General features: G+C 66.7%; 23 protein-coding genes. 15 read left to right on the forward strand and 8 right to left on the reverse strand.

Features of this window, described 5'->3' with window-relative positions; translation table 11 throughout:
• Window positions 1–79: 79 nt before the first annotated feature.
• The 8 genes from ccoN to ccoS all read left to right on the forward strand — a co-directional run bounded on the left by ccoN (window position 80) and on the right by ccoS (window position 8,512).
• Complete coding sequence (ccoN, locus tag ACEYYA_RS02100; protein ID WP_374797070.1) at window positions 80–1,681, forward strand: cytochrome-c oxidase, cbb3-type subunit I; 1,602 nt, start codon at window positions 80–82, stop codon at window positions 1,679–1,681.
• 12 nt (window positions 1,682–1,693) lie between these two features.
• Window positions 1,694–2,419 (forward strand): cytochrome-c oxidase, cbb3-type subunit II, encoded by a 726-nt coding sequence (gene ccoO, locus ACEYYA_RS02105; protein WP_374797072.1) that lies wholly within the window; start codon window positions 1,694–1,696, stop codon window positions 2,417–2,419.
• Between the two features lie 11 nt (window positions 2,420–2,430).
• Entirely contained in the window at window positions 2,431–2,655 is a 225-nt protein-coding gene (locus tag ACEYYA_RS02110) for a cbb3-type cytochrome c oxidase subunit 3 (RefSeq protein WP_374797074.1), read from the forward strand.
• Window positions 2,655–3,716 carry a cytochrome-c oxidase, cbb3-type subunit III gene (ccoP, locus tag ACEYYA_RS02115; RefSeq protein WP_374797076.1) on the forward strand — a complete coding sequence of 354 codons (1,062 nt, stop codon included), beginning with the start codon at window positions 2,655–2,657 and terminating at the stop codon, window positions 3,714–3,716. Before ACEYYA_RS02110 ends, ccoP begins: the two co-directional genes overlap by 1 nt.
• A gap of 311 nt (window positions 3,717–4,027) precedes the next feature.
• On the forward strand, window positions 4,028–5,491 hold the full coding sequence (gene ccoG, locus ACEYYA_RS02120) for a cytochrome c oxidase accessory protein CcoG (protein WP_374797078.1): 1,464 nt from the start codon (window positions 4,028–4,030) through the stop codon (window positions 5,489–5,491).
• Window positions 5,488–6,048, forward strand: a complete 561-nt coding sequence (locus tag ACEYYA_RS02125; protein ID WP_374797079.1) for a FixH family protein — start codon at window positions 5,488–5,490, stop codon at window positions 6,046–6,048. Before ccoG ends, ACEYYA_RS02125 begins: the two co-directional genes overlap by 4 nt.
• A 60-nt stretch (window positions 6,049–6,108) precedes the next feature.
• Complete coding sequence (locus ACEYYA_RS02130) at window positions 6,109–8,322, forward strand: heavy metal translocating P-type ATPase (RefSeq protein ID WP_374797404.1); 2,214 nt, start codon at window positions 6,109–6,111, stop codon at window positions 8,320–8,322.
• Window positions 8,323–8,332: 10 nt separating this feature from the next.
• Window positions 8,333–8,512, forward strand: a complete 180-nt coding sequence (gene ccoS / locus ACEYYA_RS02135; RefSeq protein ID WP_374797081.1) for a cbb3-type cytochrome oxidase assembly protein CcoS — start codon at window positions 8,333–8,335, stop codon at window positions 8,510–8,512.
• A 6-nt stretch (window positions 8,513–8,518) separates the two neighbouring features.
• Here ccoS and ilvN read toward each other — a convergent pair whose 3' ends face one another.
• The 3 genes from ilvN to ACEYYA_RS02150 form a co-directional block, all read right to left on the reverse strand.
• On the reverse strand, window positions 8,519–9,079 hold the full coding sequence (gene ilvN, locus ACEYYA_RS02140) for an acetolactate synthase small subunit (RefSeq protein WP_374797083.1): 561 nt from the start codon (window positions 9,077–9,079) through the stop codon (window positions 8,519–8,521).
• 64 nt (window positions 9,080–9,143) lie between these two features.
• Window positions 9,144–10,889 (reverse strand): acetolactate synthase 3 large subunit, encoded by a 1,746-nt coding sequence (locus tag ACEYYA_RS02145; RefSeq protein WP_374797085.1) that lies wholly within the window; start codon window positions 10,887–10,889, stop codon window positions 9,144–9,146.
• Between the two features lie 285 nt (window positions 10,890–11,174).
• Window positions 11,175–12,089: an arginyltransferase gene (locus ACEYYA_RS02150; protein ID WP_374797087.1), complete on the reverse strand. Its 915-nt coding sequence runs from the start codon at window positions 12,087–12,089 to the stop codon at window positions 11,175–11,177.
• Window positions 12,090–12,345: 256 nt separating this feature from the next.
• Here ACEYYA_RS02150 and ACEYYA_RS02155 point away from each other — a divergent pair, with 256 nt between their 5' ends.
• The 3 genes from ACEYYA_RS02155 to ACEYYA_RS02165 all read left to right on the forward strand — a co-directional run bounded on the left by ACEYYA_RS02155 (window position 12,346) and on the right by ACEYYA_RS02165 (window position 14,829).
• Window positions 12,346–13,668 (forward strand): lipoprotein-releasing ABC transporter permease subunit, encoded by a 1,323-nt coding sequence (locus ACEYYA_RS02155; RefSeq protein ID WP_374797089.1) that lies wholly within the window; start codon window positions 12,346–12,348, stop codon window positions 13,666–13,668.
• On the forward strand, window positions 13,661–14,341 hold the full coding sequence (locus ACEYYA_RS02160) for an ABC transporter ATP-binding protein (protein ID WP_374797091.1): 681 nt from the start codon (window positions 13,661–13,663) through the stop codon (window positions 14,339–14,341). Before ACEYYA_RS02155 ends, ACEYYA_RS02160 begins: the two co-directional genes overlap by 8 nt.
• A gap of 71 nt (window positions 14,342–14,412) precedes the next feature.
• A complete protein-coding gene (locus ACEYYA_RS02165; RefSeq protein ID WP_374797093.1) occupies window positions 14,413–14,829 on the forward strand; it encodes a c-type cytochrome in 417 nt (138 codons plus the stop codon).
• A 142-nt stretch (window positions 14,830–14,971) separates the two neighbouring features.
• Here ACEYYA_RS02165 and ACEYYA_RS02170 read toward each other — a convergent pair whose 3' ends face one another.
• From ACEYYA_RS02170 to ACEYYA_RS02180, 3 genes are all read right to left on the reverse strand, one after another.
• Window positions 14,972–15,763: a crotonase/enoyl-CoA hydratase family protein gene (locus ACEYYA_RS02170; protein ID WP_374797095.1), complete on the reverse strand. Its 792-nt coding sequence runs from the start codon at window positions 15,761–15,763 to the stop codon at window positions 14,972–14,974.
• Between the two features lie 75 nt (window positions 15,764–15,838).
• Window positions 15,839–17,935: a TRAP transporter permease gene (locus ACEYYA_RS02175; RefSeq protein ID WP_374797097.1), complete on the reverse strand. Its 2,097-nt coding sequence runs from the start codon at window positions 17,933–17,935 to the stop codon at window positions 15,839–15,841.
• Between the two features lie 56 nt (window positions 17,936–17,991).
• Window positions 17,992–18,999, reverse strand: a complete 1,008-nt coding sequence (locus ACEYYA_RS02180; RefSeq protein ID WP_374797099.1) for a TAXI family TRAP transporter solute-binding subunit — start codon at window positions 18,997–18,999, stop codon at window positions 17,992–17,994.
• A gap of 169 nt (window positions 19,000–19,168) precedes the next feature.
• Here ACEYYA_RS02180 and selD point away from each other — a divergent pair, with 169 nt between their 5' ends.
• Window positions 19,169–20,221 (forward strand): selenide, water dikinase SelD, encoded by a 1,053-nt coding sequence (gene selD / locus ACEYYA_RS02185; RefSeq protein ID WP_374797101.1) that lies wholly within the window; start codon window positions 19,169–19,171, stop codon window positions 20,219–20,221.
• On the opposite strand, the gene ACEYYA_RS02190 is transcribed toward selD, so the two are convergent.
• Together ACEYYA_RS02190 and ACEYYA_RS02195 are read right to left on the reverse strand one after the other, a co-directional pair.
• A complete protein-coding gene (locus ACEYYA_RS02190) occupies window positions 20,218–21,000 on the reverse strand; it encodes a metallophosphoesterase family protein (RefSeq protein ID WP_374797103.1) in 783 nt (260 codons plus the stop codon). The genes selD and ACEYYA_RS02190 overlap by 4 nt on opposite strands.
• A 50-nt stretch (window positions 21,001–21,050) precedes the next feature.
• Window positions 21,051–22,001, reverse strand: coding sequence for a diacylglycerol/lipid kinase family protein (locus tag ACEYYA_RS02195; protein WP_374797105.1), 951 nt, complete (start codon window positions 21,999–22,001; stop codon window positions 21,051–21,053).
• Window positions 22,002–22,135: 134 nt separating this feature from the next.
• Here ACEYYA_RS02195 and mgrA point away from each other — a divergent pair, with 134 nt between their 5' ends.
• The 3 genes from mgrA (at window position 22,136) to ACEYYA_RS02210 (ending at window position 26,089) form a co-directional block, all read left to right on the forward strand.
• The gene (mgrA, locus tag ACEYYA_RS02200; protein ID WP_374797107.1) at window positions 22,136–23,164 is read left to right on the forward strand and encodes an L-glyceraldehyde 3-phosphate reductase; all 1,029 of its coding nucleotides are present in this window, start codon (window positions 22,136–22,138) and stop codon (window positions 23,162–23,164) included.
• 103 nt (window positions 23,165–23,267) lie between these two features.
• Window positions 23,268–25,109 carry an ABCB family ABC transporter ATP-binding protein/permease gene (locus tag ACEYYA_RS02205; protein WP_374797109.1) on the forward strand — a complete coding sequence of 614 codons (1,842 nt, stop codon included), beginning with the start codon at window positions 23,268–23,270 and terminating at the stop codon, window positions 25,107–25,109.
• A 302-nt stretch (window positions 25,110–25,411) separates the two neighbouring features.
• Window positions 25,412–26,089 (forward strand): tetratricopeptide repeat protein, encoded by a 678-nt coding sequence (locus tag ACEYYA_RS02210; protein ID WP_374797111.1) that lies wholly within the window; start codon window positions 25,412–25,414, stop codon window positions 26,087–26,089.
• Window positions 26,090–26,117 lie beyond the last annotated feature (28 nt).

Here is a 26,117-nt window from a genome sequence, read left to right on the forward strand (position 1 = left end):
TCACAAGTGCGAGTGTCGATCTCTCTGTCGGGTGCGTTGCGGCCCGGCGGAATAGAATCAGGACAAAGGGACGCTAGACATGGTCAACTACATCAAGCTGATCGCGCTTGGCGCGGGCGCGGTGATCGCCGCGATCGCAGCCAGCAACGCGCGAGACCTTCCCTACATGGTCGCTGCCGTGATCTTCGTGATCGCCGCGGCGCTGGCTTTCGTTTCGGTGCTTCGCAACACCGACGAGCCGGCCTATGTGCTGGAAGGTGAATATAACGACGGCGTCGTGCGCGCCGGTGTGATCGCCACGGCCTTCTGGGGCGTGGTCGGGTTTCTGGTCGGCGTCACCATCGCCTTCCAACTGGCCTATCCGCAGCTCAACTTCTCCGAGCTGACGCACGGCTATCTGAACTTCGGCAAGCTGCGCCCGCTGCATACCAGCGCGGTGATCTTTGCCTTTGGCGGCAACGCCCTGCTTGCGACCTCGTTCTATGTCGTCCAGCGCACGTCGGCGGCACGGCTGTTCGGCGGCAACGCCGCCTGGTTCGTGTTCTGGGGCTATAACCTGTTCATCGTCCTGGCCGCGACCGGCTATATCCTGGGTGCCACGCAGTCCAAGGAATATGCCGAACCCGAATGGTATGTCGACCTGTGGCTGACGATCGTCTGGGTTGTGTATCTGCTGGTGTTCCTGGGCACCGTGCTGAAGCGCAAGGAACCCCACATCTATGTGGCGAACTGGTTCTATCTGTCCTTCATCGTGACCATCGCGATGCTGCATATCGTCAACAACCTGGCGATGCCGGTGTCGCTGTTCGGGTCGAAATCCGTGCAGCTTTTCGCGGGCGTGCAGGATGCGATGACGCAATGGTGGTATGGCCACAACGCCGTGGGCTTCTTCCTGACCGCGGGCTTCCTGGGCATGATGTATTACTTCGTGCCGAAGCAGGCCGAACGTCCGGTCTATAGCTACAAGCTGTCGATCATCCACTTCTGGGCGCTGATCTTCCTGTATATCTGGGCCGGTCCGCACCACCTGCATTATACCGCGCTGCCCGACTGGGCCTCGACGCTGGGCATGGTGTTCTCGATCATGCTATGGATGCCGTCCTGGGGTGGCATGATCAACGGCCTGATGACGCTGTCGGGCGCCTGGGACAAGCTGCGCACCGACCCGATCATCCGCATGATGGTGGTTGCCATCGGCTTTTACGGCATGTCGACCTTTGAAGGCCCGATGATGTCGATCAAGGCCGTGAACAGCCTGTCGCACTATACCGACTGGACCATCGGTCACGTCCATTCCGGCGCGCTTGGCTGGAACGGCATGATCACCTTTGGCGCGCTTTACTATCTGGTGCCGCGCCTGTGGGGTCGGGAACGTCTTTACAGCCTGTCGCTGGTCAGCTGGCACTTCTGGCTCGCCACCATCGGGATCGTGCTTTACGCCGCCTCGATGTGGGTGTCGGGCATCATGGAGGGCCTGATGTGGCGTGAAGTCGACGCCCAGGGCTATCTGGTCAACGCCTTCGCCGATACCGTCGCCGCCAAGCATCCGATGAACGTCGTGCGTGCGCTGGGTGGGGTGCTGTATCTCGCCGGTGGTGTGATCATGTGCTACAACCTGTGGGCCACTGTCGCCAAGCAGCCGCGCGTCGCCGCGCAGACTGCCCCGGTTCCGGCCGAATAAGGAGACGCGAACATGGCAATTCTTGAAAAGCACAAGATCCTCGAAAAGAACGCCACGCTGCTGCTGGTCTTCTCGTTCCTGGTCGTGACCATCGGTGGCATCGTCGAGATCGCACCGCTGTTCTATCTGGAAAACACCATCGAAAAGGTGGAGGGGGTCCGCCCCTACACCCCGCTCGAGCTGAAGGGCCGCGACATCTACATCCGCGAGGGCTGCTACGTCTGCCATAGCCAGATGATCCGCCCGATGCGCGATGAGGTGCAGCGTTACGGCCATTACAGCCTGGCGGCGGAATCGATGTACGACCATCCGTTCCAGTGGGGGTCCAAGCGGACCGGGCCGGACCTGGCCCGGATTGGCGGGCGCTATTCCGACGCCTGGCATGTCGATCACCTGACCGACCCGCAATCGGTCGTGCCGGAATCGATCATGCCGAAATACGGCTTCCTGTCGAACCGCGTCATCGATGGCAGACACATCGAGGACCGGCTGAAGGCGGACCGTATGGTCGGCGTGCCTTATAGCGACGAGATGATCACGGAATCGCTGGCCGACTTTGCGGCTCAGGCGACGCCCGATGCGGATGTCAGCGGCCTTCAGGCGCGCTATCCGGGGGCGCAGGCGCGCAACTTTGATGGTCAGCCCGCGCTGACCGAAATGGATGCGCTGGTCGCCTATCTGCAAGTGCTGGGCACGATGGTCGATTTCTCGACCTTCCAGCCCGACGCCAGCCGGTAAGGGGGGCGGCAATGGACCTTTACACCCTTCTTCGGCAGTTTGCAGACAGCTGGGCGCTTCTGGTCCTGTTCCTGTTCTTCATCGGTGTGCTGTTCTGGGCCTTCCGGCCCGGCAGCCGCCGGGTGCATCAGGACATTGCCGAAAGCATCTTCCGTCATGAAAAAAAGCCCGCCGAGACCGGCGGGGAACGGACACCCGACCGCGCAGAGACTGCGCGGCACGAGGAGGCACGCTGATGGCTGAAAAAGACGCACATTCCAGCCCCAACAACCCCGACAACAAGATCGAACTTGAACGTCAGGCTGCCGACCGGGAACACGAGGCCAAGATCGCGGGCGCTGCCCCCGATCGCCCGGCCCCCGACGCCCCCGGCAACGAAGCCGCCGCCGCGGCGACCGCTGCGGCCCACCATGGCACCCGTGCCGTTCGCCGCGGCCGCCATGGCACCAAGGTTGTCGAAGTTCCCTCGACTGGCCACAGCTGGGACGGGATCGAGGAATACGACAACCCGCTGCCGCGCTGGTGGCTATGGACGTTCTACGCCACCGTCGTCTGGGCGATTGCCTATGTGATCGCCTATCCGGCCTGGCCGCTGATTTCCGGCGCGACGCCGGGTCTGCTGGGCCATTCGACCCGTGGCGATGTCGCGGCCGAGATCCAGCGCTTCGATGCGGCGAATGCCGACATTCAGGCGCGTCTGGTCGCGGCTGACCTGACCCAGGTAAGCAATGACACCGAACTGGCGAACTATGCCCGCAACGCCGGTGCGGCGGTGTTCCGCACCAACTGCGCGCAGTGCCATGGTTCGGGCGCGGCCGGCAACGTCGGTTATCCGAACCTGCTGGACAACGACTGGCTGTGGGGTGGCGACATCGACACCATCCACACCACCATCGTTCACGGCATCCGTTCGGAAGACGATCCCGAGACCCGCATCTCCGACATGCCGCGCTTTGGCGTGGACGGCCTGCTGGACGAAACCCAGATCAAACAGGTCGTCGAACATGTGCTGAAGATCTCGGGTCAGGAGTTCGACGCGACGCTGGAGGCCGAAGGCGCCACCGTGTTTGCCGACAACTGCGCAAGCTGCCATGGCGAAAATGGCGAGGGGATGCGCGATCTGGGCGCGCCGTCGCTAAACAACCAGATCTGGCTGTATGGCGGCACGCGTGAGGACATCCACTATTCCGTCGTCAATGCCCGCCGTGGCGTGATGCCGGCCTGGGGTGCCAAGCTGTCGGATGCTGATATCCGCGCCGTGTCGCTGTATGTGCATGGCCTGGGCGGCGGCGAATAAGCCGGTCGCAGCGCGATGAACGACCAAGGCCCGCGCCCCGGCGCGGGCCTTTCCCATCGGCGCGCCCGCCCGGTGATGCGGCAGTTTGGCCCAGGCGGCCCAGGGGCGCTTGGATCGCCCGGCGCGATTGGTTAGAAGATACGCCACACCCGTGGATCGGCCCGCCCTGAACCGGCACGCCGACCTGCGGCGTCCCGGCCCCTCGAATGTGCCGGGAAATCCTGTATCTTGGATCTGTCTTTTTGATTCAGGTCAAAGCAAGCCGGGGCCGTCGGCCCTAAGCCCGTCGAAGGATAAGACAGGAGTCTGACGTGTCCTCGCCCGAAATTACCCCCCCCGGCCTTTACGCATCACGCGAGCCGGTGTTCCCGCGCGCGGTCAGCGGCAACTTCCGCACCCTGAAATGGGTGCTGATGACGCTGATGTTGGGCGTCTACTACATCACCCCGTGGCTGCGCTGGGATCGCGGGCCGGGGATGCCGGATCAGGCGGTGCTGGTCGACCTTGCCAACCGCCGCTTCTATTTCTTCATGATCGAAATCTGGCCGCATGAGTTCTATTTCGTCGCGGGCCTGCTGGTCATGGCCGGGCTGGGGCTGTTCCTGTTCACCTCGGCACTGGGTCGGGTCTGGTGCGGCTATGCCTGCCCGCAGACGGTCTGGACCGACCTGTTCCTGCATGTCGAACGCTTTATCGAGGGCGACCGCAACAACCAGTTGCGCATCCATCGCGCGCCCTGGTCGCTGAACAAGCTGCGGCTGCGGCTGTCGAAATGGATCATCTGGCTGGCGATCGCTGTGGCGACCGGTGGCGCATGGGTGTTCTACTTCACCGATGCGCCGACCCTGTTGGCCGATCTGCTGACCGGTCAGGCGCATCCGGTCGCCTACACGACCATCGCGGTGATGACCGCCACCACCTTCTTCTTTGGCGGCTTCGCGCGCGAACAGATCTGTATCTATGCCTGCCCCTGGCCGCGTATCCAGGCCGCCATGCTGGACGAGGATTCGCTGACCGTCGGCTATCGCGAATGGCGGGGCGAACCGCGCGGCAAGATCGCCAAGGGTGAGCCGACCAAGGGCGACAGCCCGACCGCCGCCAAGGGCGATTGCATCGACTGCCTGGCCTGCGTGAACGTCTGCCCGATGGGCATCGACATCCGCGACGGCCAGCAGCTTGAATGCATCACTTGCGCCCTGTGCATCGACGCCTGCAACGACGTGATGGACAAGATCGGCAAGCCGCGCGGGCTGATCGACTATATGGCCCTGAAGGACGAGGCCGCCGAGCGCGCCGGTGCCGCGCCGAAGCCGGTGATGAAGCATATCCTGCGCCCGCGCACGATGCTGTATTTCACCCTGTGGATGGGCATCGGCATCGCTTTGGTGGTGGCGCTGTTCATGCGCTCGCCGCTGGATGTGAACGTCACGCCGGTGCGCAACCCGCTGTTCGTGCAGATGTCTGACGGCGCGATCCGCAACACCTATGAACTGCGGCTGCGCAACAAGCAGGGTGAGGAACGCCAGTTCACCATCCGCCTGGCCGAAGGCGCCAACCAGGCCCCGCTGACCCTGACGCTTGAAGGGGTCGAGGGCCAGCAGGTCGCGGTCGGTGCCGATCAGATGCTGATCCAGCGCATCTACGTGACCGCGCCCAGGGGCAGCGAACCGGCCGCCGGCGCGCGCGAAGAGATCGAGATCTGGGTGCAGGACGTCGAATCGAACGCGCGTTCGGTGACCGACACCGTCTTCAACGGCACGGGGGCACGCCGATGAGCAACCTGCTTGAGATGTTCTACGGCCTGTCGCCGCTGGCGCGGGGTCTGATGGTGGTGGCGGTGGCCATCCCGCTGCTGTTGCCCTTTCTGCTGCTCAGCCTGGGGAACCGCGTGTCCGGGCGCGGCGTGGCGGCCACCTTTGTCGGGCTGTTCGCGGTCATCATCGTGGTCAACCTGTTCATGGCGCGCCAGGCCATCGGCACCTTTCCGGGGCTTGAGGTCGCCAACAGCTATGTCGCCTCGCAGACCTTTGATGCCGACCGCGCGGCCCAGCAGAACCTGGGCTGGCATATCCGCCACGATTATGCGGATGGGGTGATGAGCTTTGCCATCCTCGACAGCGCCGACAAGCCGGTGTCGGTCAAGCGGCTGGATGTGACGGTGGGCCGCACCACCCATACCCGCGACGACCAGACCCCGGCCTTCGCCTATGAAAATGGTCAGTTCACCGCCCCGATCGCGCTGGCGCCCGGCAACTGGCTGATCCATCTTGAGGCCGAGGCGCCGGACGGCACGCTGTTCCGCCAGCGGTTCGATTTCAACGTGCGGGGCTAAGGCCGCGCAAGCGACAGGACACAGACGGAAAGGGCAGGGCGGATGACGCTGAACCCCGACATGGACCGCGCCGATCTGGCCGGGCCGCAGGATTTCGACGGGGCCACGGGCATGTCGGCCTGCCCCGCCTGCGTGGCCGCGCCCGCCGCCGAACGCCTTGCCCGCGGCGCCAGCCTTGCGCGTGAGGCCCGCGTGATGCTGTCGCTGCCCACGGCCCATTGCGCCACCTGCATCAGCGATGTGGAACGCGCGCTGAAAGCCCGTGACGATGTGCGTGATGCCCGCGTCAACCTGACCCTGCGCCGCGTCGCCGTGGAAACCGAGGCCGGCACCGACCCCGCCGTGCTGATCGCCACCCTGGCCCGCATCGGCTATGAGGCGCATGAGCTGGACCCCGGCATGTTGTCGGCCACCACCGCCGACCGTCAGGGCCGCGACATCCTGATGCGCATCGGCGTGTCGGGTTTCGCGATGATGAACATCATGATCCTGTCGGTCGCCGTCTGGTCGGGGGCAGAGGCCGCGACCCGCGACCTGTTCCACTGGATTTCCGGCGCCATCGCGCTGCCGACCGTGGCCTTTGCGGGCCAGCCGTTCTTCAAATCGGCCTTCGCCTCGCTGCGTGGCGGGCGGCTGGGGATGGATGTGCCGATCTCGCTGGCGCTGATCCTGGCCTCGGCGATTTCGGTCTATGAGACGGCCAATTCCGGCCACCACGCCTATTTCGATGCGGCGGTGATGCTGGCGTTCTTCCTGCTGGTCGGCCGCTATCTGGACTACCGGACCCGCGCCGTGGCCCGATCCGCCGCCGAGGAACTGGCCGCGCTTGAGGTGCCCCGCGCCATCCGCCTGACCGACGGGGCCGAGGAGCTGGTGGCGGTGGCCGATCTGGCCCCCGGCGATCAGGTGCTGATCCGCCCCGGCGCGCGGGTGCCGGCGGATGGCATCGTGACTCAGGGCACGTCCGAGATCGACCGCGCGCTGCTGACCGGCGAAAGCCTGCCGGTCTGGGCGGGGCGGGGCGTCGCGCTGTCGACGGGTGAGGTGAACCTGACCGGCCCGCTGGTCATGCAGGTGACGGCGGCGGGCAAGGACAGCTCGCTCTACCGGATGGCCGAACTGGTCGCTGCCGCCGAAAGCGCCAAGACGCGCTATACCTCGCTGGCCGAACGCGCCGCGCGCGGCTATTCGCCCGCCGTGCATCTGCTGGCCTTTTCGTCCTTCCTGGCCTGGCTGTGGATCAGCGGCGGCGATGTGCGGCTGGCGGTGAACATCGCGGCGGCGGTGCTGATCATCACCTGCCCCTGCGCGCTTGGGCTGGCGGTGCCTGCGGTCGTTACCGCGGCTTCGGGCAAGCTGTTCCGCAAAGGGCTGCTGGTCAAGGACGGCACAGCGCTTGAACGCCTGGCCGAGGTCGACGCGGTGGTTTTCGACAAGACCGGCACCCTGACCATGGGCGTGCCCGCGCCGCAGAACCTTGACGTGCTGGGGGCCGACCAACGCGCGGTGGCCCGCGCCCTCGCCGGGGCCTCGTCGCATCCGCTGGCCCTTGCGCTGGCGCAGGCTCTGTCCGACACCGCCCCGGCGGCCGTTGATGACCTGCGCGAAGTGCCGGGCTATGGCATCGAAGGTCTTTGGCAGGGCCAGCCCGTCCGCCTTGGCCGCGCCGCCTGGGTGGGCGCCGAGGCCGGCACCACCACCGCCACCCATCTGCGCATCGGCACCGCCCCGCCGATCAGCCTGACCTTTGCCGACAGCCTGCGACCGGGGGCCGAGGCCGCGATCGCCGCCTGCCGCGCGCAGGGCATGGCGGTCTGGCTGGTCTCGGGCGATGTCGGCCCGGCGGTGCAGGATCTGGCGCAGCGCCTTGGCATTCCCGATTGGCGGGCCGAGGCCCTGCCCGCCGAAAAGGCGGCGCTTGTCGCGGATCTGTCGGCGCGTGGCTGCAAGGTGCTGATGGTTGGGGACGGGCTGAACGATACGGCGGCGCTTGCCGCCGCGCATGTCTCGATCTCGCCCGCTTCGGCGCTGGATGCGGCGCGCACGGCATCCGACATCGTGCTGCTGGGGCAGGATCTGGAACCGGTCGCCGACAGTCTGCGCATCAGCCGCCAGGCCCGCAAGCGTATCAAGGAGAACTTCGCCCTGTCCTTCGGCTATAACGTCGTGGCGGTGCCCATCGCCCTGGTCGGGCTGGCCACACCGCTGGCGGCGGCACTGGCCATGTCGCTATCCTCGATCACCGTGTCGCTGAACGCGCTGCGCCTGAAATAAGGATAACCCGATGAATGTGCTGGTCTATCTGATCCCGATTTCGCTGCTGCTTGGCGGCGTGGGGCTGGGTGCCTTTTTCTGGGCGATGCGCAACCACCAGTTCGAAGACCCCAAGGGCGATGCCGAACGCATCCTGTCGACCGAATGGGACGACCGGCCGAAGCCGGTCGATCCGCGAAAAGAACCCTGATCCGGCTCAGGCGCCGCGCGACAGCGCCGCCACCCCGGTGCGCGCCACATCGACCAGCCCCAGCGGCCGCATCAGATCGGCAAAGGCGTCGATCTTTTCCGGTGCGCCGGTGATCTCGAACACGAAGCTTTCCAGCGTCGAATCCACCACCTTGGCGCGGAAGATATCGGCCAGCCGCAGCGCCTCGACACGCTTGTCACCGGTGCCGACGACCTTCAGCAGGCCCAGTTCGCGCTCGACGCTGGCGCCTTCCACGGTCAGGTCATGCACCTCGTGCACCGGCACGATCCGGCCCAGTTGCGCCTTGATCTGCTCGATGACCGAGGGCGTGCCGCGCGTGACGATGGTGATCCGCGACCGGTGCCCGCTGTGATCCACCTCGGCCACGGTCAGGCTGTCGATGTTGTAGCCCCGCCCCGAAAACAGCCCGATCACCCGCGCCAGCACCCCGGCCTCGTTATCGACCATGACCGCCAGCGTGTGCCGCTCAACACCCTGGCTGTTGGGATCACGCAGATCATAGGCCGAGTGTGAGGTCGCGCCCTTCTTGATGTTCAACGCCGCCATGATTGCCTCTTTCTTCTTGGCCCAAATATCCTGAGGGTGCGGGGGTAAAACCCCCGCGCGCCCGTCACACCAGCGTCGCGCCCGATTTGAACGCCTCGGCATCCGCCGCCAGCAGCATTTCATTATGCGGCTTGCCCGAGGGGATCATCGGGAAGCAATTCTCATGCTTCTCGACCAGCACATCCAGAATGAACGGCCCGTCATAGGCGATCATCTCGGCAATCGCATCGTCCAGTTCGGCGGGGTTGCTGACCTGTCGTCCCTTGCAGCCGAAGGCCTCGGCCAGCTTGACGAAATCGGGCAGGCTTTCCGACCAGGACTGGCTGTAACGCTCGCCATGCAGCAGTTGCTGCCATTGGCGCACCATCCCCAGCCGTTCGTTGTTCAGGATGAACTGCTTGACCGGGGCGCGGAACTGCACCGCGGTTCCCATTTCCTGCATGTTCATCAGCCAGGACGCATCGCCCGCGACGTTGATGACCAAAGCCTCGGGATGGGCCACCTGCACGCCGATACTGGCCGGCAGGCCGTAACCCATCGTGCCCAGACCGCCCGAGGTCATCCATCGGTTCGGCGCCTCGAAGCCCAGGAATTGTGCGGCCCACATCTGGTGCTGGCCGACCTCGGTGGTGACATAGCGGTCATGGCCCTTGGTCAGCGCCTCCAGCCGCTCCAGCGCGTATTGCGGCTTGATGACCGTCTCGGACCCGCCATAGGCCAGACAGTTCACCGCCTTCCAGCCCTCGATCTTCGCCCACCATTTTTCCAGCGCGGGCTTGTTCACCTTGCGCCCGCGTGCCTTCCAGATCTTCAGCAGATCCTCCAGCACGTGACCGATGTCACCGATCACCGGCTGGTCGACATGGATCACCTTGTTGACGCTCGAGGGGTCGATATCGACATGCGCCTTCCAGCTTTTCGGGCTGAAATCGGCCACCCGCCCGGTGATGCGGTCGTCGAACCGCGCGCCCAGGTTGATCATCACATCGCAGCCGTGCATCGCCAGGTTGGCCTCATACAGGCCGTGCATCCCCAGCATCCCCAGCCAGTTCTTGCCGCTGGCGGGATAGGCCCCCAGCCCCATCAGCGTCGAGGTGACGGGAATCCCGGTCGCATCCACCAGTTCACGCAGCAACTGGCTGGCGCCGGGGCCCGAGTTGATGACCCCGCCGCCGGTGTAAAAGATCGGGCGTTCGGCGGTTTCCATCATCTCGACGATGCGGGTGATGGCGTCGATGTCGCCCTTGCGGCGCGGCTGATAGTGATCGACCTTGGCCTGCTTCGGCCCGCTATAGGTGCCGTTGGCGAATTGCACGTCCTTGGGAATGTCGATCAGCACCGGCCCCGGTCGCCCCGAGGTCGCCACATGGAAGGCCTGGTGGATGGTCTCGGCCAGCCGGTCGGTTTCCTTGACCAGCCAGTTGTGCTTGGTGCAGGGGCGGGTGATGCCGATCGTGTCGGCCTCTTGAAAGCCGTCGGTGCCGATCATGAAGGTCGGCACCTGCCCCGACAGCACCACCAGCGGGATCGAATCCAGCAGCGCATCGGTCAGCCCGGTGACCGCATTGGTCGCCCCCGGCCCCGAGGTCACCAGGACCACGCCCGGCTTGCCGGTCGACCGCGCATAGCCCTCGGCCATATGCACCGCGCCCTGTTCGTGGCGCACCAGAATGTGCTTGATGTCGTTTTGCTGGAAAATCTCGTCATAGATCGGAAGAACGGCACCGCCGGGATAGCCGAATACGGTATCGACGCCCTGATCCTTCAGCGCCTGCACCACCATTTTCGCTCCGGTCATCTGCCGTGACATCTGTCTTCTCCACTAGGGGCCATACTGGCAACAAAAAGCCCCCGATCAGCGGGGGCGCATGGGGGGGGTGATCTGGTCTACCGTCACCGGCCCATGCGCGGGTAGTCTACGACAAGAATAAGGGTCCGGTGCATGGGCTGTCCTGGGGTTTTGTGCCTGCCCGGACACTAGGCAGGCGGGCCGGGGGCGTCAACCGGAAAGCGGAAAGAAAATGTCCGTGGAGCACAAAAATAATGCGACATGTTGCGCGGCATTTCGGGCGCGATCCGGGGCGATCCGGCTGGGTCAGCCGCTGGTGCCGCGCGGCGGCACGGGGCCGCGCACCGGCATGGGCGTGGCGGGTTGTGGCTCGGCGCGCAGTTCGGGCAACTGGATCCGCGCCACCTGCTCGACGATGGGTTCGACCGACAACGGGTGTGTTTCCCCGGTGTGCTGGTCGGGATCGCCCAGATCCTGCCAGACCCCGCCCTTGAAGATGTCCAGCGCGGCAAAGCGCGCCTTGTAATCCATCTTGCGGCTGCCCGGCACCCAATAGCCCAGATAGACATAGGGCAGGTCGGCGGCGCGGGCGATCTCGACATGATCCAGGATCATGTGGCTGCCCAGCGACAGGTGATCCTGGCCCGGTTCGTAAAAGCTGTAGACCAGCGACAGCCCGTCATCCAGCACATCGGTCAGGCAGACGGCGATCAGATCGCTGTTGTCTGGCCCAGGGATGCTGTGGTCCAGCCGCAGCCCGGCATGGGGGCGGCGATATTCGACGACCCGCGACCGCACCGGGGTTTCCTCGACCATGGCCGCAAACTCGAAAATGTCCATGTCGGCCATGCCGCCATCGGCGTGGCGGCGATCCAGATAGCGGCGGAACAGGCTGAACTGTTCCTCGGTCGCCCAGGGGCTTGTGGCGACGCGCACCAGATCGGCATTGCGGCGCATCACCTTGCGCTGATTGCGCGAGGGAGCGAAGTCATCGACCCGGATCCGCGCCGACAGGCAGGCGCTGCAATCAGCGCAGGCCGGGCGATACAGCACATTCTGCGACCGCCGAAAGCCCTGCCGCGACAGCGCGTTGTTCAGCCGTTCCGACCCGTCGCCCGACAGCGCGGTGAACAGCTTGCGCTCCAGCCGATCCGCCAGATAGGGGCAGGGCTGCGGCGCGGTCACATAGAACTGGGGGGCCAGCGGCAGGCTGTGGCGCATGGGCTACTCGGGACGGCAGATCAAGGTCGGGATCGGGGTGGCGGATCGGAACGGCGTGACAGGTAACATAAGCTGGCCCGGCGCGGGCTTGCAGGTCCGTGCGCTGCGGATATCGCGGCGCCGGTGGCGCAAGGCTAACCCCGATCTTGCCCGCAGCCAAGCGTCAATGTCGCGTGAGACGCGCCAGCCCGGCCTTGCACCGCCTTGACCTTTGCCCCCCCTTGGGCAAGGTGCGCCTGACCCAAAGGGAAGCCCGATGCCCACAGATCACCCCGCCGCGCCCGCCACCCGCCGCCCCCCCGCGCCGTTCTCCGGCTATGAGTTCCTGATCGCCTGGCGCTATCTGCGCGCCCGCCGGGCCGAGGGCGGGGTCAGCGTGATGACCTGGATCAGCCTGATCGGCATCGCCTTGGGCGTGGCTGCCTTGATCGCCACCCTGGCCGTGCGCGCCGGTTTCCGGGCCGAGTTCGTCGACACGATCCTGGGCGCAAATGCCCATGTGACGGTCTATAACGGCCCGGTCTATGTCGAGGCCGCCGAGATGACGGTGCCTGGCCGGATCCAGGATTACGACGATCTTGCCGCGCGTCTTGCGCAGGTGCCGGGCGTGACCCGCGCCGCGCCGCTGGTGCGTGGCCAGGTGATGCTGAATATCGGTGACCGGTCGAACGTGGCCGAGGTGTTCGGCCTGACGCTGGACAATCTGAAGACCATCCCGCGCGTGGCCGATCCCGAGACCGGCTTTGGCGATATCGACAGCCTGGATCAGGGCATCGCCATCGGCTCGGGCCTGGCGCGCGAACTGGGCGTCACGGTGGGCGATACCGTCCGCATGATCTCGCCCAATGGTGCGCGCACGGCCTTTGGCACCAGCCCGCGCGTCAATGCCTATCCGGTGGTCTATATTTTCACCGCCGGGCGCTATGACATCGACCGCACCCGCGTCTACATGCCGCTGGCCGAGGCGCAGAGCTATTTCAACCGCGAAGGCGTCGCCGATGAGGTCGAGATCTTCGTGACCAACCCCGAACAGGTCGACAGCCATATCCCCGCCCTGCGGCAGGTCGCCGGTCCCGCCGCGCTGACCTGGACCTGGCGCGACGGCGCGGGCAGCTTTCTGCGCGCCCTCGACATCGAGGACAACGTGATGTTCGTCATCCTGTCGATCCTGGTGATGATCGCCACGATGAACATCACCTCGGGGCTGATCATGCTGGTCAAGAACAAGGGGCGCGACATCGGCATCTTGCGCACCATGGGCCTGACCCAAGGCGCGGTGATGCGGGTGTTCTTCCTGTGCGGGGCCTTCACCGGGGTGATCGGCACGGCGATCGGCGTGGTGCTGGGCGTGCTGTTCGCGCTGAATGTCGACAGCGTGATGGCATTCGCCAACTGGGCCAGCGGCGGCGGTGCCTGGGATCCCTCGATCCGCGGCATCTACGAACTGCCTGCGAAACTGCGCGGCATCGACATCGCCAAGGCCATCGGCCTGTCGCTGATCCTGTCGTTTCTTGTCACCATCTTCCCGGCGCGCCGCGCCGCCCGGATGAACCCGGTCGAGGCCCTGCGCTATGAATGACGTGCTGACCCTTCAGGGGATCGAAAAGACCTATAACGCGGGCCGCCCGAATGCGGTGCCGGTGCTGCGCGGTGTCGATCTGGTGATCCCGCGCGGGCAGGTGGTGGCGCTGGTCGCACCCTCGGGGGCGGGGAAATCGACGCTGCTGCACATCGCCGGTCTGCTGGACACGCCCGATGCGGGGCGCGTGCTGATCGGCGGGGCCGACATGACCGGCCTTTCCGATCGTGCCCGGACCGAGGCGCGGCGCCGCGATCTGGGCTTTGTCTATCAGTTCCACCACCTCCTGCCCGAGTTCACGGCGCTGGAGAACATCACCCTGCCGCAGCTGGCCGACGGGGTGCCGGGCGGTCAGGCCCGCGACCGGGCGCTGGCCCTGCTCGATCGGGTCGGCCTGCGGGCGCGGGCCGCGCACCGTCCGGCGGAAATGTCGGGGGGAGAACAGCAGCGCGTGGCCTTTTGCCGTGCGCTTGCCAATGGTCCCAAACTGCTGCTGGCCGACGAACCGACCGGCAATCTGGACAGCGCCACCGCCGATCAGGTGTTCGGCGCGCTGATGGATGTGGTGCGCGACACCGGCCTGTCGGCGCTGATCGCCACCCACAACCCGGAGCTGGCCGCGCGCATGGACCGCATCCTGCGGCTGGATCAGGGTCGGCTGATCGACGCCTGACCTTGCGCGTGCCGCCTTGCCCCGCCGTCGCCGCGGTGGCACGATAAGGCCCGCAGCAAAAGGGGGCCGATATGCGCGCAACGATCTGGGCAATGGGGATGATCGCCTTCGGGCTGACGGCGGGGCTGACGGCCTGCACCACCCCGGCCGAGGATGGCCGCGCCGATTTCCGCGCCTTCTGCGCCTCATGCCATGGCGATGACGGTCGCGGGCATGGCGGGGCCGAGCCGGAACTGGACGCCGCCCCCGCCGATCTGACGCTGATCGCCGCGCGCAACGGCGGCAGCTTCCCGCGCCGCGCGACCATGGCCAAGATCTATGGCGACGGCGACACCAACCCGCATGGCGCGGTGATGCCGCAATTCGGCCCGCTGATGGATGGCGCGCTGATCCCCTATGACAGCGGCGACGGCATCAAGACCCCGACCCCGGTGCGGCTGGTGGCGATTGCCGAATATCTGGAACAGATCCAGCGCCCGGCACGCTAAGGCGCGGACCCTTTCTTCTTGGCCCAGATATCCCAAGGGGTGAGGAGGATCAGGAAACGGTCCGGGGGACCGTTTCCCCGACGAACGCCCGAGGCCCTGGCCGAGGGCAGGGCGCAGCCCGAGCGGGGCAGCGCCCCCTCCCTTATGCTTCGGGACGGATGCGCTTGGCGGACCCATCGGCAAAGGCCGCCAACCGGTCGCGCGCCGCGGGCTGGGTGTTGACGATCCCGGCCAGCACCGCCTCGGCATAGGCGGCATCCAGACCCGACATGTTCTGGAAATGCGAAATCCCCGAACAGATGGCAAAGTTCGACAGGCTGGTATTGGCGGCGCAGGCGCGGGCGATCTCGATGGCCTTGGCCTCGCTGTCCTCGACCAGATATTGCGCCAGCCCGACCGCCACCGCCTCGTCGCGCTGATAGACCCGCCCGGTCAGCATCATGTCGATCATCCGCGCCTTGCCGACCAGATCGGCCACCCGGATCGTCGCGCCGCCACCGGTGAATAGCCCGCGCGTGCCCTCGGGCAAGGCGAAATAGGTTGACGCATCGGCCACACGGATATGGAAGGACGAGGCCAGCTCCAGCCCGCCGCCGACCACCGCGCCCTTCAGCGCGCCGATCACCGGCACCCCGCCATATTCGATCTTGTTGAACGCCTCATGCCAGCGCAGGCACAGATGCATGAAGGCTTCGGGGCGGCGATCCTCGCGGTGGTGTTCGACCAGATCAAGGCCCGCACAGAAGTGGTCGCCCTCGGCCCGCACGACGACGGCGCGCAGGCCCGACCGGGGCAGGGCGGTGAAAAAGGCGATCAGATCCTCGATCGTCGCCTCGTCCAGCGCATTGCGCTTGGACGGGCGGTTCAGCGTCAGGATGCCGATGCCGTCATCCTCGCGCAGGGTCAGGTTGGTCAGGGTCAGATCTTGGGTCATCGGGCGATCCTTGCAGATGTCGCGGCAGGAAAAAAGGGGGGCCGCTGGCCCCCCTGATGGTCGGTGACAAGTGCGTCAGGCCGGGGTCGGGGCCTGCCCGCGCCCGGCCAGAAGCTGCCGGGTCAGCGGAATGGCGAACAGCACGATGCCGATGATCGTGACCGTCAGATCGGGCGCGATCAGCAGCACCGCCGCCAGCACCAGCAGCAGCCGTTCAAACCAGTAAAGCGGCCCCAGCATCCAGTTGGTGATCGCCGTCGACAGCGCCAGGATCCCCAGCATCGCCCCGCCCGTGGCCAGCACGAACAGCGGCAGGGTGAAATCCTTGGTCACGATCAGCAGCGCGGGCTGGAAGGCGAACACAAAGGGCACCAGCGCCTTGCCCATCGACAGCCGGAAGGCGGTGTTGCCCGCCTTGAAGGCATTCGCCCCCGCGATCCCCGCCGCGGCATAGGCCGCCAGCGCCACCGGCGGCGTCACATCCGCCAGCACGCCGAAGTAGAAGACGAAGAAATGCGCGACGATGGGTTCGACCCCCAGCAGCCCCAGGATCGGCGCGGCCACGGCGACCATGATGATGTAATTCGCCGTGGTCGGGATGCCGCAGCCCATCAGCACGCAAACCACCGCCGTCATCACCAGGGTGAACAGCAGCGTCAGCGACTGCACCGAGATCAGGTCAAAGGGCAGCACGCCCAGCCAGCCATCGACACTGGTCGCCCAGTCCTGCGCCGCCGTGGTCACCATATAGGCGACGCGGAAGCCGACGCCGGTCAGGGTGACGACGCCGATCACCACGCCGACCAGCGCGGCGGCGGCGGTCACCGACAACGATTGCTTGGCGCCCAGGGTGAAGCCTTCCCACAGGCCATGGGCGGTCTGGCGCAGGCCATCGGGGATGCCGTGGCGCATCACCTCTTGCACGATCAGCACCGCGATGCAGCAGGTGATCGACCAGAAGGCGGCGGCAAAGGGCGTCATCCCCGACATCAGGATGGCGATCAGCACGATCAGCGGCACCACCGTCAGCCAGCCCTCTTTCAGCACCTTCCAGGCGTTCGGCAGCTCATCGGGGTGCAGGCCGCGCAAGCCCAGGCGGCGGGCCTCAAGATGGACCTGCACCAGCACGCCGAAGAAATGCATGAAAGCCGGGACGATCGCCGCGATCAGGATGGTTTGCAGCGGCAGGCCCAGATATTCGATCATCAGGAACGCCACCGCGCCCATGATCGGCGGGGTGATCTGCCCGCCGGTCGATGCTGCCGCCTCGACCGAGGCGGCGAAATGGCGGGGGTAACCGACGCGGATCATCGCCGGAATGGTCAGCGCCCCGGTCGTCACCGTATTGGCAATCGACGAGCCCGAGATCGACCCGAGCAGCGCCGAGGACAGCACCGACACCTTGGCCGGCCCCCCGGAATAGCGGCCGGCCAAGGCACTGGCGATGTCGATGAACAACTGCCCCAGCCCGATGCGGGTGGCCATCACGCCAAACAGCACGAAGTGGAACACATAGGTGGCGATCACGCCAAGCGCGGTGCCGTAGATCCCCTGCGAGGTCAGGTAAAGGTGGTTCACGATGCCGCGCCAATCGGCACCCGGATGGGCAAAGGCCGCCGGGAAATAGGGTCCGAAATAGGCATAGGCCATGAACAGGATGGCGATGACCGGCAAGGGCCAGCCCATCGACCGGCGCACCGCCTCAAGCAGGGTGACGATCAGGATGGTGCCCATCGTCACGTCCAGCACGTTCGGATTGCCGACACGGAAGGCCAGATCGGCATAGATCCAGGGCACATAAAGCGCCGCCGCCGCGCCAGCCAGGGCAAACAGCCAGTCGATCACCGGCAGGCCGAACAGCGACAGCGGGCCGCGCGAGGCCGGCACCGGCTCACCGCTGCGGGTGAAGGCCGCGAAGAAGATGAACACCAGAAGCAGCGTCGCCGCCAGATGCAGGCCGCGATGCGTGGTGGCCTGCGGGATGCCGAAACCGGCGGTGTAGTAATGATAGCACGACAGCAGGAACAGCAGCCCCCCCGCCAACAGCGTCATCGCGCCGGGCAGCGGGCGAAAGCGCAGTTCGGGGTCGAACTTTTCCTCGATGGCTTGCAGCTCATCGGCGGTCAGATGGGTGACGTGCGGGCCGTGCCCGGTCTGCGGCGAAGTGGTCATGTCTGTTTCCTGGCAAAGGCACGGGCGCGGGGGGGATGCCCCGCGCCCGTTGATCGTTACTTCAGCAGACCCGCTTCTTTATAGAAGCGTTCGGCACCCGGATGCAGCGGAATGCCCAGACCATCCAGCGCATGTTCCTTGGTGATCAGCTTGCCCTTGGCATGGCCCGCATCCAGTTGCTTGCGGGTGTTGTCGTTCCACAGCGCCTGGGTGATGCCATAGATCAGGTCATCGGGCTGATCGGCCGAAGTCACCCATTGCGCGCCGACGGCGATGGTAGCGGTGTCGGCATCGACGCCGTTATAGGTGCCGGCTGGCACGGTATCGGCGGCAAAGAACGGGTATTTGGCGATGATCGCCTGCGCCGCCTCGGCCGGGATCGGCACCAGGGTAACGGCGTGCTGGCTGGCCAGTTCGGCAATCGCCCCCGCCGGATAGCCGCCGACAAAGAAGAACGCATCCATCTGGCCGTCCTTCATCCGTTCGGCCGCCTGATCGGGCTTCAGGAACTCGGCGCGGACATCGCCTTCGGTCAGGCCCGCGCTTTCCAGCACGATGCGGGCATCGACCAGCGTGCCGGATCCCGGTTCGTCCATCGACACGCGCTTGCCCTTCAGATCGGCGACGCTGGCGATGCCGGCATCGGCGCGGGCCACCAGATGCAGCGATTCCGGGTAAAGGTTGGCGATGGCGCGCAGCTTGTCGGCAGCGGGCTGGCCCTCCCAGATGCCGGTGCCGGTCTGCGCCCAGGCGGCGACATCGCCCTGGACAAAGCCCGATTCCAGCGTGCCGCCCATGACCGCGTTCACATTGGCGACCGAGCCATTGGCCGCGATGGCCGAGGCCACCAGACCGGGAACGCCGCAGGAGCCGCCCTCATCGCAGGGGCGCGACCCCGGCGGGTTCGAGATGGCATTGGCCAGCAGCCCGCCGATCGGGTAATAGGTGCCCGCGGTGCCGCCGGTGCCGATGCGGAAGAAGCTCATGTTCTGGGCCGAGGCCGCACCGGCCAGCGTGCCGATGGCCAGGGCCAGGCCCAGCAGGGGTTTCAGTCGAATGGTCATCGCGGTCCTCCGTCAAACATTTTATATCCTCTAAAGGTGCGGCAGGCAGTCGCGGATGTCCAGCCATTCGCGCCGCTTTCACCCGCCGAAAGTCGCAGGGCGGGGGCGGGTTGCGTGTCGCCGCCCGGCGCGGCAAGGTGCGGCCAGACCGCAAGAAAGGGGCAAGGCCATGACCCAAGACCAACCGATCCGGCTGAGCGCGCTGGCACATGGTGGCGGCTGCGGCTGCAAGCTCGCGCCCTCGGTTCTGCGCGAATTGCTGGCCGATCAGCCGCTGGCGGCGGCCTTTCCGCAGCTTCTGGTGGGCAGCGACACCGCCGATGACGCCGCCGTCTGGCAGGTCGATGACGCGACCTGCGTGATTGCCACCACGGATTTCTTCATGCCGATGGTCGATGACCCGCGCGATTTCGGCCGCATCGCCGCGACCAATGCGATTTCCGATGTCTATGCGATGGGCGGGCGGCCGATCATGGCGCTGGCGATCCTGGGAATGCCCATCGACAAGCTGCCCGCCGCCACCATCCGCGAGATCCTGAACGGCGGGGCCGATATCTGCGGTCAGGCCGGGATCCCGGTCGCGGGCGGCCACAGCATCGACGCGCCCGAGCCGATCTATGGGCTGGCCGTGATCGGGCTGGTGCATCCCGAAAAGCTGCGCCGCAATACCGCCGCCCAGCCGGGCGATGCGCTGATCCTGACCAAGGGTCTGGGCGTCGGCATCTATTCCAGCGCCATCAAGAAGGGCAATCTGGACGCCGCCGGCTATGACGAGATGATCGCGACGACCACGCTGCTGAACCGGATCGGGGCAGATCTGGCCGATGACCCGGCGGTTCATGCGATCACCGATGTCACCGGCTTCGGCATCCTGGGCCACGGGCTTGAGGTCGCGCGCGGTGCCGGTCTGCGGCTGGCCATCGACCTGCCCGCGCTGCCCCTGCTGAAGCGCGCGGTCGAGTTGGTGCAAAGCGGCCATGTCACCGGTGCGTCGCATCGCAACTGGGCGGCTTACGGCGATCAGGTGCGCCTGCCCGATGGCCTGCCCGACTGGCAGCGCCATCTGCTGACCGATCCGCAGACCTCGGGCGGGTTGCTGGTCAGCGTGGCCCCGGACGCGGCCGACCGGGTGCTGGCGCAGATCCGTGCCGCGGGCTATCCGCTGGCCGCCCGGATCGGCACGGTCGAGCACGGCCCGGCAGGCATCACCATCCGCGCCTAAGGCTGATGCCAGCCGCTGCCGGTCCACGCATAGTCCAGCCGGTCAGGCGGCTGGAAATCGGTCGATCCCATCGGCACGATATGGCGGGTGATGCGCAGCGCGGGGCCGTCGAAATCCAGCACCGCATATTCGTTCTGACGGTCGTGCAGCCGGTCGCAAAGCGCGGTCCCGGCCTGGATGTGCAGCGGCCCGTGGCCCAGGCCCAGCACGTCCCAGATGTGGATATGGCCTGACAGGATCAGCCGCGCCCCCGCCGCCGTCCAGTCGGCCAGGGCCTCATCCGCGCCCTCGGTCGGGGTCTTGGTGATGGTCGGGCGCTGGATCAGCGGGTGGTGCAGGGCGATGACGCCGATCGCGTCGGGGCGGGCGCGCAGGGTTGCGGTGACCCGGGCGCGGGTCGCATCGTCGATGCGGCCGCGCTGCCAGACGTGCGGGTCGGTGGTGTTGACGCCGATCACCCGCAGCGCACCCAGATCGCGGGCAGGGGCCAGCACCGGATCAATCGTGCGCCGATAGCCGTCCCACGGCCACCAGAGCCGCGCGAGGATGTTGAACAGCGGCACATCGTGATTGCCCGGCACGGTGATCCAGGGCGCGGTCAGGCGCGGCAGGAAATCGCGCGCCAGATCGAATTGCGCCGCCCGCGCGCGATGCGTCAGATCGCCGGTGATCACCACCAGATCGGCGCGCGCGGCATTGACGCGGCGGATCAGAGGGTCCACCAGATCGCCCCGGTGCAGGCCGAAATGCAGATCGGACAGAAGGATCAGTCGGCTCACGTCTTGGTCCCGCGAAAGGCGATCGGTCACAGTCAAGGGCACGGTCAAGGTCACGGCCGCGCGCCGCGTGCGATGCTGCCATCGGGGCGCCGTTCGGGCGCCAGCACCCACAGGGCGTCCGGCCTGACACGCAACCGGAACGGTCCCGACATCTGCGACTTTTCCCCGTCATGCGCAACCTTTCGTTGCCGGGGGCGGCTGTCGATGGTCAGATCGTCGGCGCAGATCAGGTCAAAGTCGCTGGCCCGCGCGGCCCGCCCCATCGCCAGCCGCAGCGCCGCGCCGATCAGCGCCCAGGGGCTGCGGCCATGGGCGACAAACAGCGCCAGATGACCGTCGTGCAGCGCCTCGCCGCCCTCAAGCCCAAGGCTTTCCAGTTGCAGGGGGCTGGCGGCGACAAAGGCCAGCCGGGTCTTGAAACGCCGCAGCCGGTCGCCATCCTGCACCGACAGCCGCATCCGGCGGCGCATCTGCGTCAGGCTGGTCAGCACCGTCCAATAGGCCCCCAGCCGCGACCGGCCCCAGCGACGATAAAGGCTTTCGCGCGCCTCGAGGATCTCGGGGTAAAGGCCGAAGCTGGCGTTGTTCAGAAACACGGTGCCGTTGACCTCGGCCAGGTCGATGGCGCGGGGGCGGGCGGCGATCAGGGTGGTCAGGGCCGTGGCGGCATCATCGCCCATGCCCAGATCGCGCGCGAAATAGTTGAAGGTTCCGGTCGGGATCGGCGCCATCACAACGTCGCTGCCCGCCAGCGCCTGCGCGACCGCCGCCTGGGTGCCGTCGCCGCCGACCGACAGCACCACATCCGCCCCCGCGTCGCGCGCGCGGGCGGCAAGGTCGCCGGGGTTGCCGCCCTTGGAAATCTCATGCCAGTCGAGGCTGGCGCAGCGCCCCGACAGCGCATCGGTGATCGCCCCGCGCAGATCGGCCGCCGCCCCCTTGCCCGAGGCCGCGTTGATCACCACCGCCACCCGCGCCCGCGCCAGATCGAAACCGTCCATCACGCACCATCCCCCAAGGCCTGTGGCCGCCGCATAACCCAGTGCCGCCCCGGCGGGTTCCCGCTGCGGCGAAGGGCTCTGGTCAAGGCGCGGGGGCGGGCGCTAACATCGCGCGTGACCGACAGGAGGCTGCGATGACATGGACCCCCGCTGATGATCGTTATGACCGCATGGCCTATCGCCGCTGCGGGCGCTCGGGGCTGAAACTGCCCGCCATCAGTCTGGGGCTGTGGCACAATTTCGGCGATGACACGCCGCATCAGACCAAGCGCGACATGTGCCGCACCGCCTTTGATCTGGGCATCACCCATTTCGACCTGGCCAACAACTATGGCCCGCCCGGCGGCAGCGCCGAGACCGCATTCGGGCAGATCCTGGCGACCGATTTCGCCGCGCATCGCGATGAGCTGATCATCAGTTCCAAGGCCGGTTACGATATGTGGCCCGGTCCCTATGGCGAATGGGGATCGCGCAAGTATCTGATCGCCAGTTGCGACCAGTCGCTGCGGCGCCTGGGGCTGGATTACGTCGACATCTTCTATTCGCACCGGCTGGACCCCGACACCCCGCTGGAAGAAACCATGGGCGCGCTGGATCACATCGTGCGGTCGGGCCGGGCGCTGTATGTGGGGATTTCCAGCTATAACGCCGAACGCACCCGGCAGGCGGCGGCGATCCTGCGGGATCTGGGCACGCCCTGCCTGATCCATCAACCCAGCTACAACCTGTTCAACCGCTGGGTCGAAAGCGATGGCCTGCTGGACACGCTGGAGGATCTGGGTATCGGCAGCATCGCCTTTACGCCGCTGGCGCAGGGGCTGCTGACCGACCGCTATCTGAAGGACGTGCCCGCAAACAGCCGCGCCAGCCAGGGCAAATCGCTGGATGGCGGCGTCATCGACGACCGGATGCGCGCCACCCTGCGCGGGCTGAACGAGATCGCCGGGGCGCGCGGGCAGACGCTGGCGCAGATGGCGATTGCCTGGGTCTTGCGCGGCGGGCGCGTGACCTCGGCGCTGATCGGGGCGTCGCGTCCGGGGCAGATCCGCGACTGCGTGGGCGCCATCGACCGGCTGGACTTCAGCGATGAGGAAATCACCCGGATCGACGACCTCGCCTATGACGCCGGGATCAACCTGTGGGCGCGCAGCTCGGACGGTTAGGGCCGCATTGAACCCCCGCGGAGGCTCTGCCATAACGCCGCCAGCCACGCCCGCCCGGCCCGCAGCATCGCGGACCGGCGGCCAGCCAAGGGGGTTTCCGATCATGCGCCCGTCCTCCGCGACCTCATCCGATGCCGTGAGCCTGGAACGCGGCCAGGGCCTGCGCACGATCCGCAAGGTGCTGCCCTATCTATGGCCCAAGGACGCGCCCTGGGTGCGGCAGCGGGTGGTGCTGGCGCTGTCGCTTTTGGCGGTGGCCAAGGTCGTGTCGGTCATGACGCCGTTCTTTTACAAGGCCGCCGTCGATGCGCTGGCTGGCGAGGCGCGCGACGATGGCTGGCTGGTTGCCCTGGGCGCCATCGGCCTGACCGTCGCCTATGGGCTGGCGCGCCTTGGCAATGTCGGCTTTTCCGAATTGCGCGATGCGGTCTTTGTGCGCGTCGCGCAGCGCGCCCTGCGGCAACTGGCGAATGAGACATTCGCCCATATCCACCGCCTGTCGATGCGCTTTCACATCACCCGCAAGACCGGCGGGCTGTCGCGGATCATCGAGCGCGGGGTCAAGGGCGTCGATTTCCTGCTGCGCTTTCTGTTGTTCTCGATCGGCCCGCTGATGCTGGAACTGGCGCTGGTCGCCGCCATCTTCGCGGTGATGTTCGGCTTTTGGTACATGGTCGCGGTGCTGGCCACGATCATCGCCTATGTCGCCTTCACCTTCCGCGTCACCGAATGGCGGGTCAAGCTGCGCCGGGCGATGAACGATCAGGATACCGAGGCCAACCAGAAGGCCATCGACAGCCTGCTGAACTTTGAAACCGTGCGCTATTTCGGCGCCGCCGGGCGCGAGGCCGCGCGCTATGACGCGGCCATGGCGGGTTATGAGAAGATGGCCGTGAAAACCGGCCTGTCGCTGGCGCTGCTGAACTTTGGCCAGGCGCTGATCATCACCTCGGGGCTGGTGGCGGTGATGGTGATGGCGGCGCGCGGCGTGATGTCGGGGGCGCTGACGGTGGGCGATTTCGTCATGGTCAACGCCTACATGATCCAGATCACCATGCCGCTGGGCTTTCTGGGCACCGTCTACCGCGAGATCCGACAGGCGCTTGTCGACATGGCGCAGATGTTCACCCTGCTGGAACAACCGGCCGAGATCACCGACGCCCCCGGCGCGACCGCGCTGCGGGTGACGGGGGGCGAGGTGGTGTTCGATGATGTGCGTTTCGCCTACGAACCGGCGCGCCAGATCCTGAAGGGCGTCAGCCTGCGCGTTCCCGCCGGGCAGACCGTGGCGCTGGTCGGGCCATCGGGTTCGGGCAAATCGACCATCGGGCGGCTCTTGTTCCGGTTCTACGATGTAACCGGCGGTGCGGTCAGGATCGACGGCCAGGACGTGCGTGACGTGACCCAGGCCAGCCTGCACGCCGCCATCGGCGTGGTGCCGCAGGATACGGTTCTGTTCAACGATACCATCCTTTACAACATCGCCTATGGCCGCCCCGAGGCGACCCGGCCCGAGATCGAGGCCGCCGCCCGCGCCGCGCGCATCCACGACTTCATCACTTCATTGCCCGATGGCTATGACACGACGGTGGGTGAACGCGGGCTGAAGCTGTCGGGCGGCGAAAAGCAGCGGGTGGGGATCGCGCGCACGATCCTGAAAAACCCGCCGATCCTGCTGCTGGATGAGGCGACAAGCGCGCTGGACACCCAGACCGAACGCGACATTCAGGACAGCCTGACCGAGATGGGGCAGGGCCGCACGGTGATCTCCATCGCACACCGGCTGTCGACCATCGCCCAGGCCGATCTGATCGTGGTGCTGGATCAGGGCGAAGTGGCCGAGCAGGGCACGCATGAGGCATTGCTGGCGCGCGGTGGCCGTTACGCCGCGATGTGGGCGCGCCAGTCTGCCGAGGCCGAGGCGCAGGGCAAGGCCGCAGAATAGCGGCGCGCACTTTGCGCCAGCGGCGCCGAGGATGATGATCTTGGGTCTGAGGGGCTGCCCCGCGTTCGGATCGCCGCCCGGACTGCGCTGTCCGAATCGGCCTCCTGCCTTGGGGCAAGGCGGGGTTGGTGCCGTCTGTTCGCAGGCAGGCACATCCGTCGCCCGCCCGCCGTGCCGCCCGGAAGCGACTTTCATCGCGGCCGCGGCGGGCGCTCACCGCGGCGTGCTTGGCAAAAGCCGCCCGCTGCGTGTAAGAAGCCGCAGGGGCCATCCGCCGCGCCCCCCAGACCAAAGGACCGGACGTGAGCGAGACCGACAGTTTCATCGACGAAGTGACCGAGGAAGTGCGCCGCGACCGGATGGCCGCGATGATGCGCAAATACGGCTGGATCGCGTTTCTGATCATCGCGCTGATCGTCGGCGGGGCCGCGTTCAACGAATGGCGCAAGTCGCGCGATGCGGCGGCGGCACAGGCTTTTGGCGATGCCATCCTTGCGGCGCAAGGTCAGCCCGACCGGCTGGCCGCGCTGGACGGGCTGGCGGCGCAGGCGGACCTTTCGGCGCAGCAAAAGGCGCTGGTCACGATGATGGCTGCCGATGCGGCGCTGATCGCCGGGGACCGCGCGGGGGCCAAGACCCGGCTGGAGCAGATGGCGGGCGATGCGACGCTGCCCGGATCGCTGCGCGACATGCTGCGGCTGAAGGTCGTGCTACTGGCCGACCCGACCGCCGATCCCGCACTGACCGATGCCGCGCTGACCGAACTGGCCGCGCCCGGCGCGCCCTATCGCACGCTGGCGCTGGAACAGAAGGCCGCCGCCTTGGCCGCCGCCGGACGCGGCGACGAGGCGGTGTCGCTGTATCGGCAGATCCTGGCGGAACCGGAACTGACCGCCGGCCTGCGCCGCCGCGTCGGCGAGATCATGGTGACCTTGGGCGCCGACCCCGAGGCCGAGGCGCTGGCCCCGGCAATGCAATAGGCCGGACCGGGGCACCGGCGGCATCGGA

It is taken from the genome of Paracoccus zhouxuedongae, from assembly GCF_041927815.1.
GTDB lineage: Bacteria > Pseudomonadota > Alphaproteobacteria > Rhodobacterales > Rhodobacteraceae > Paracoccus.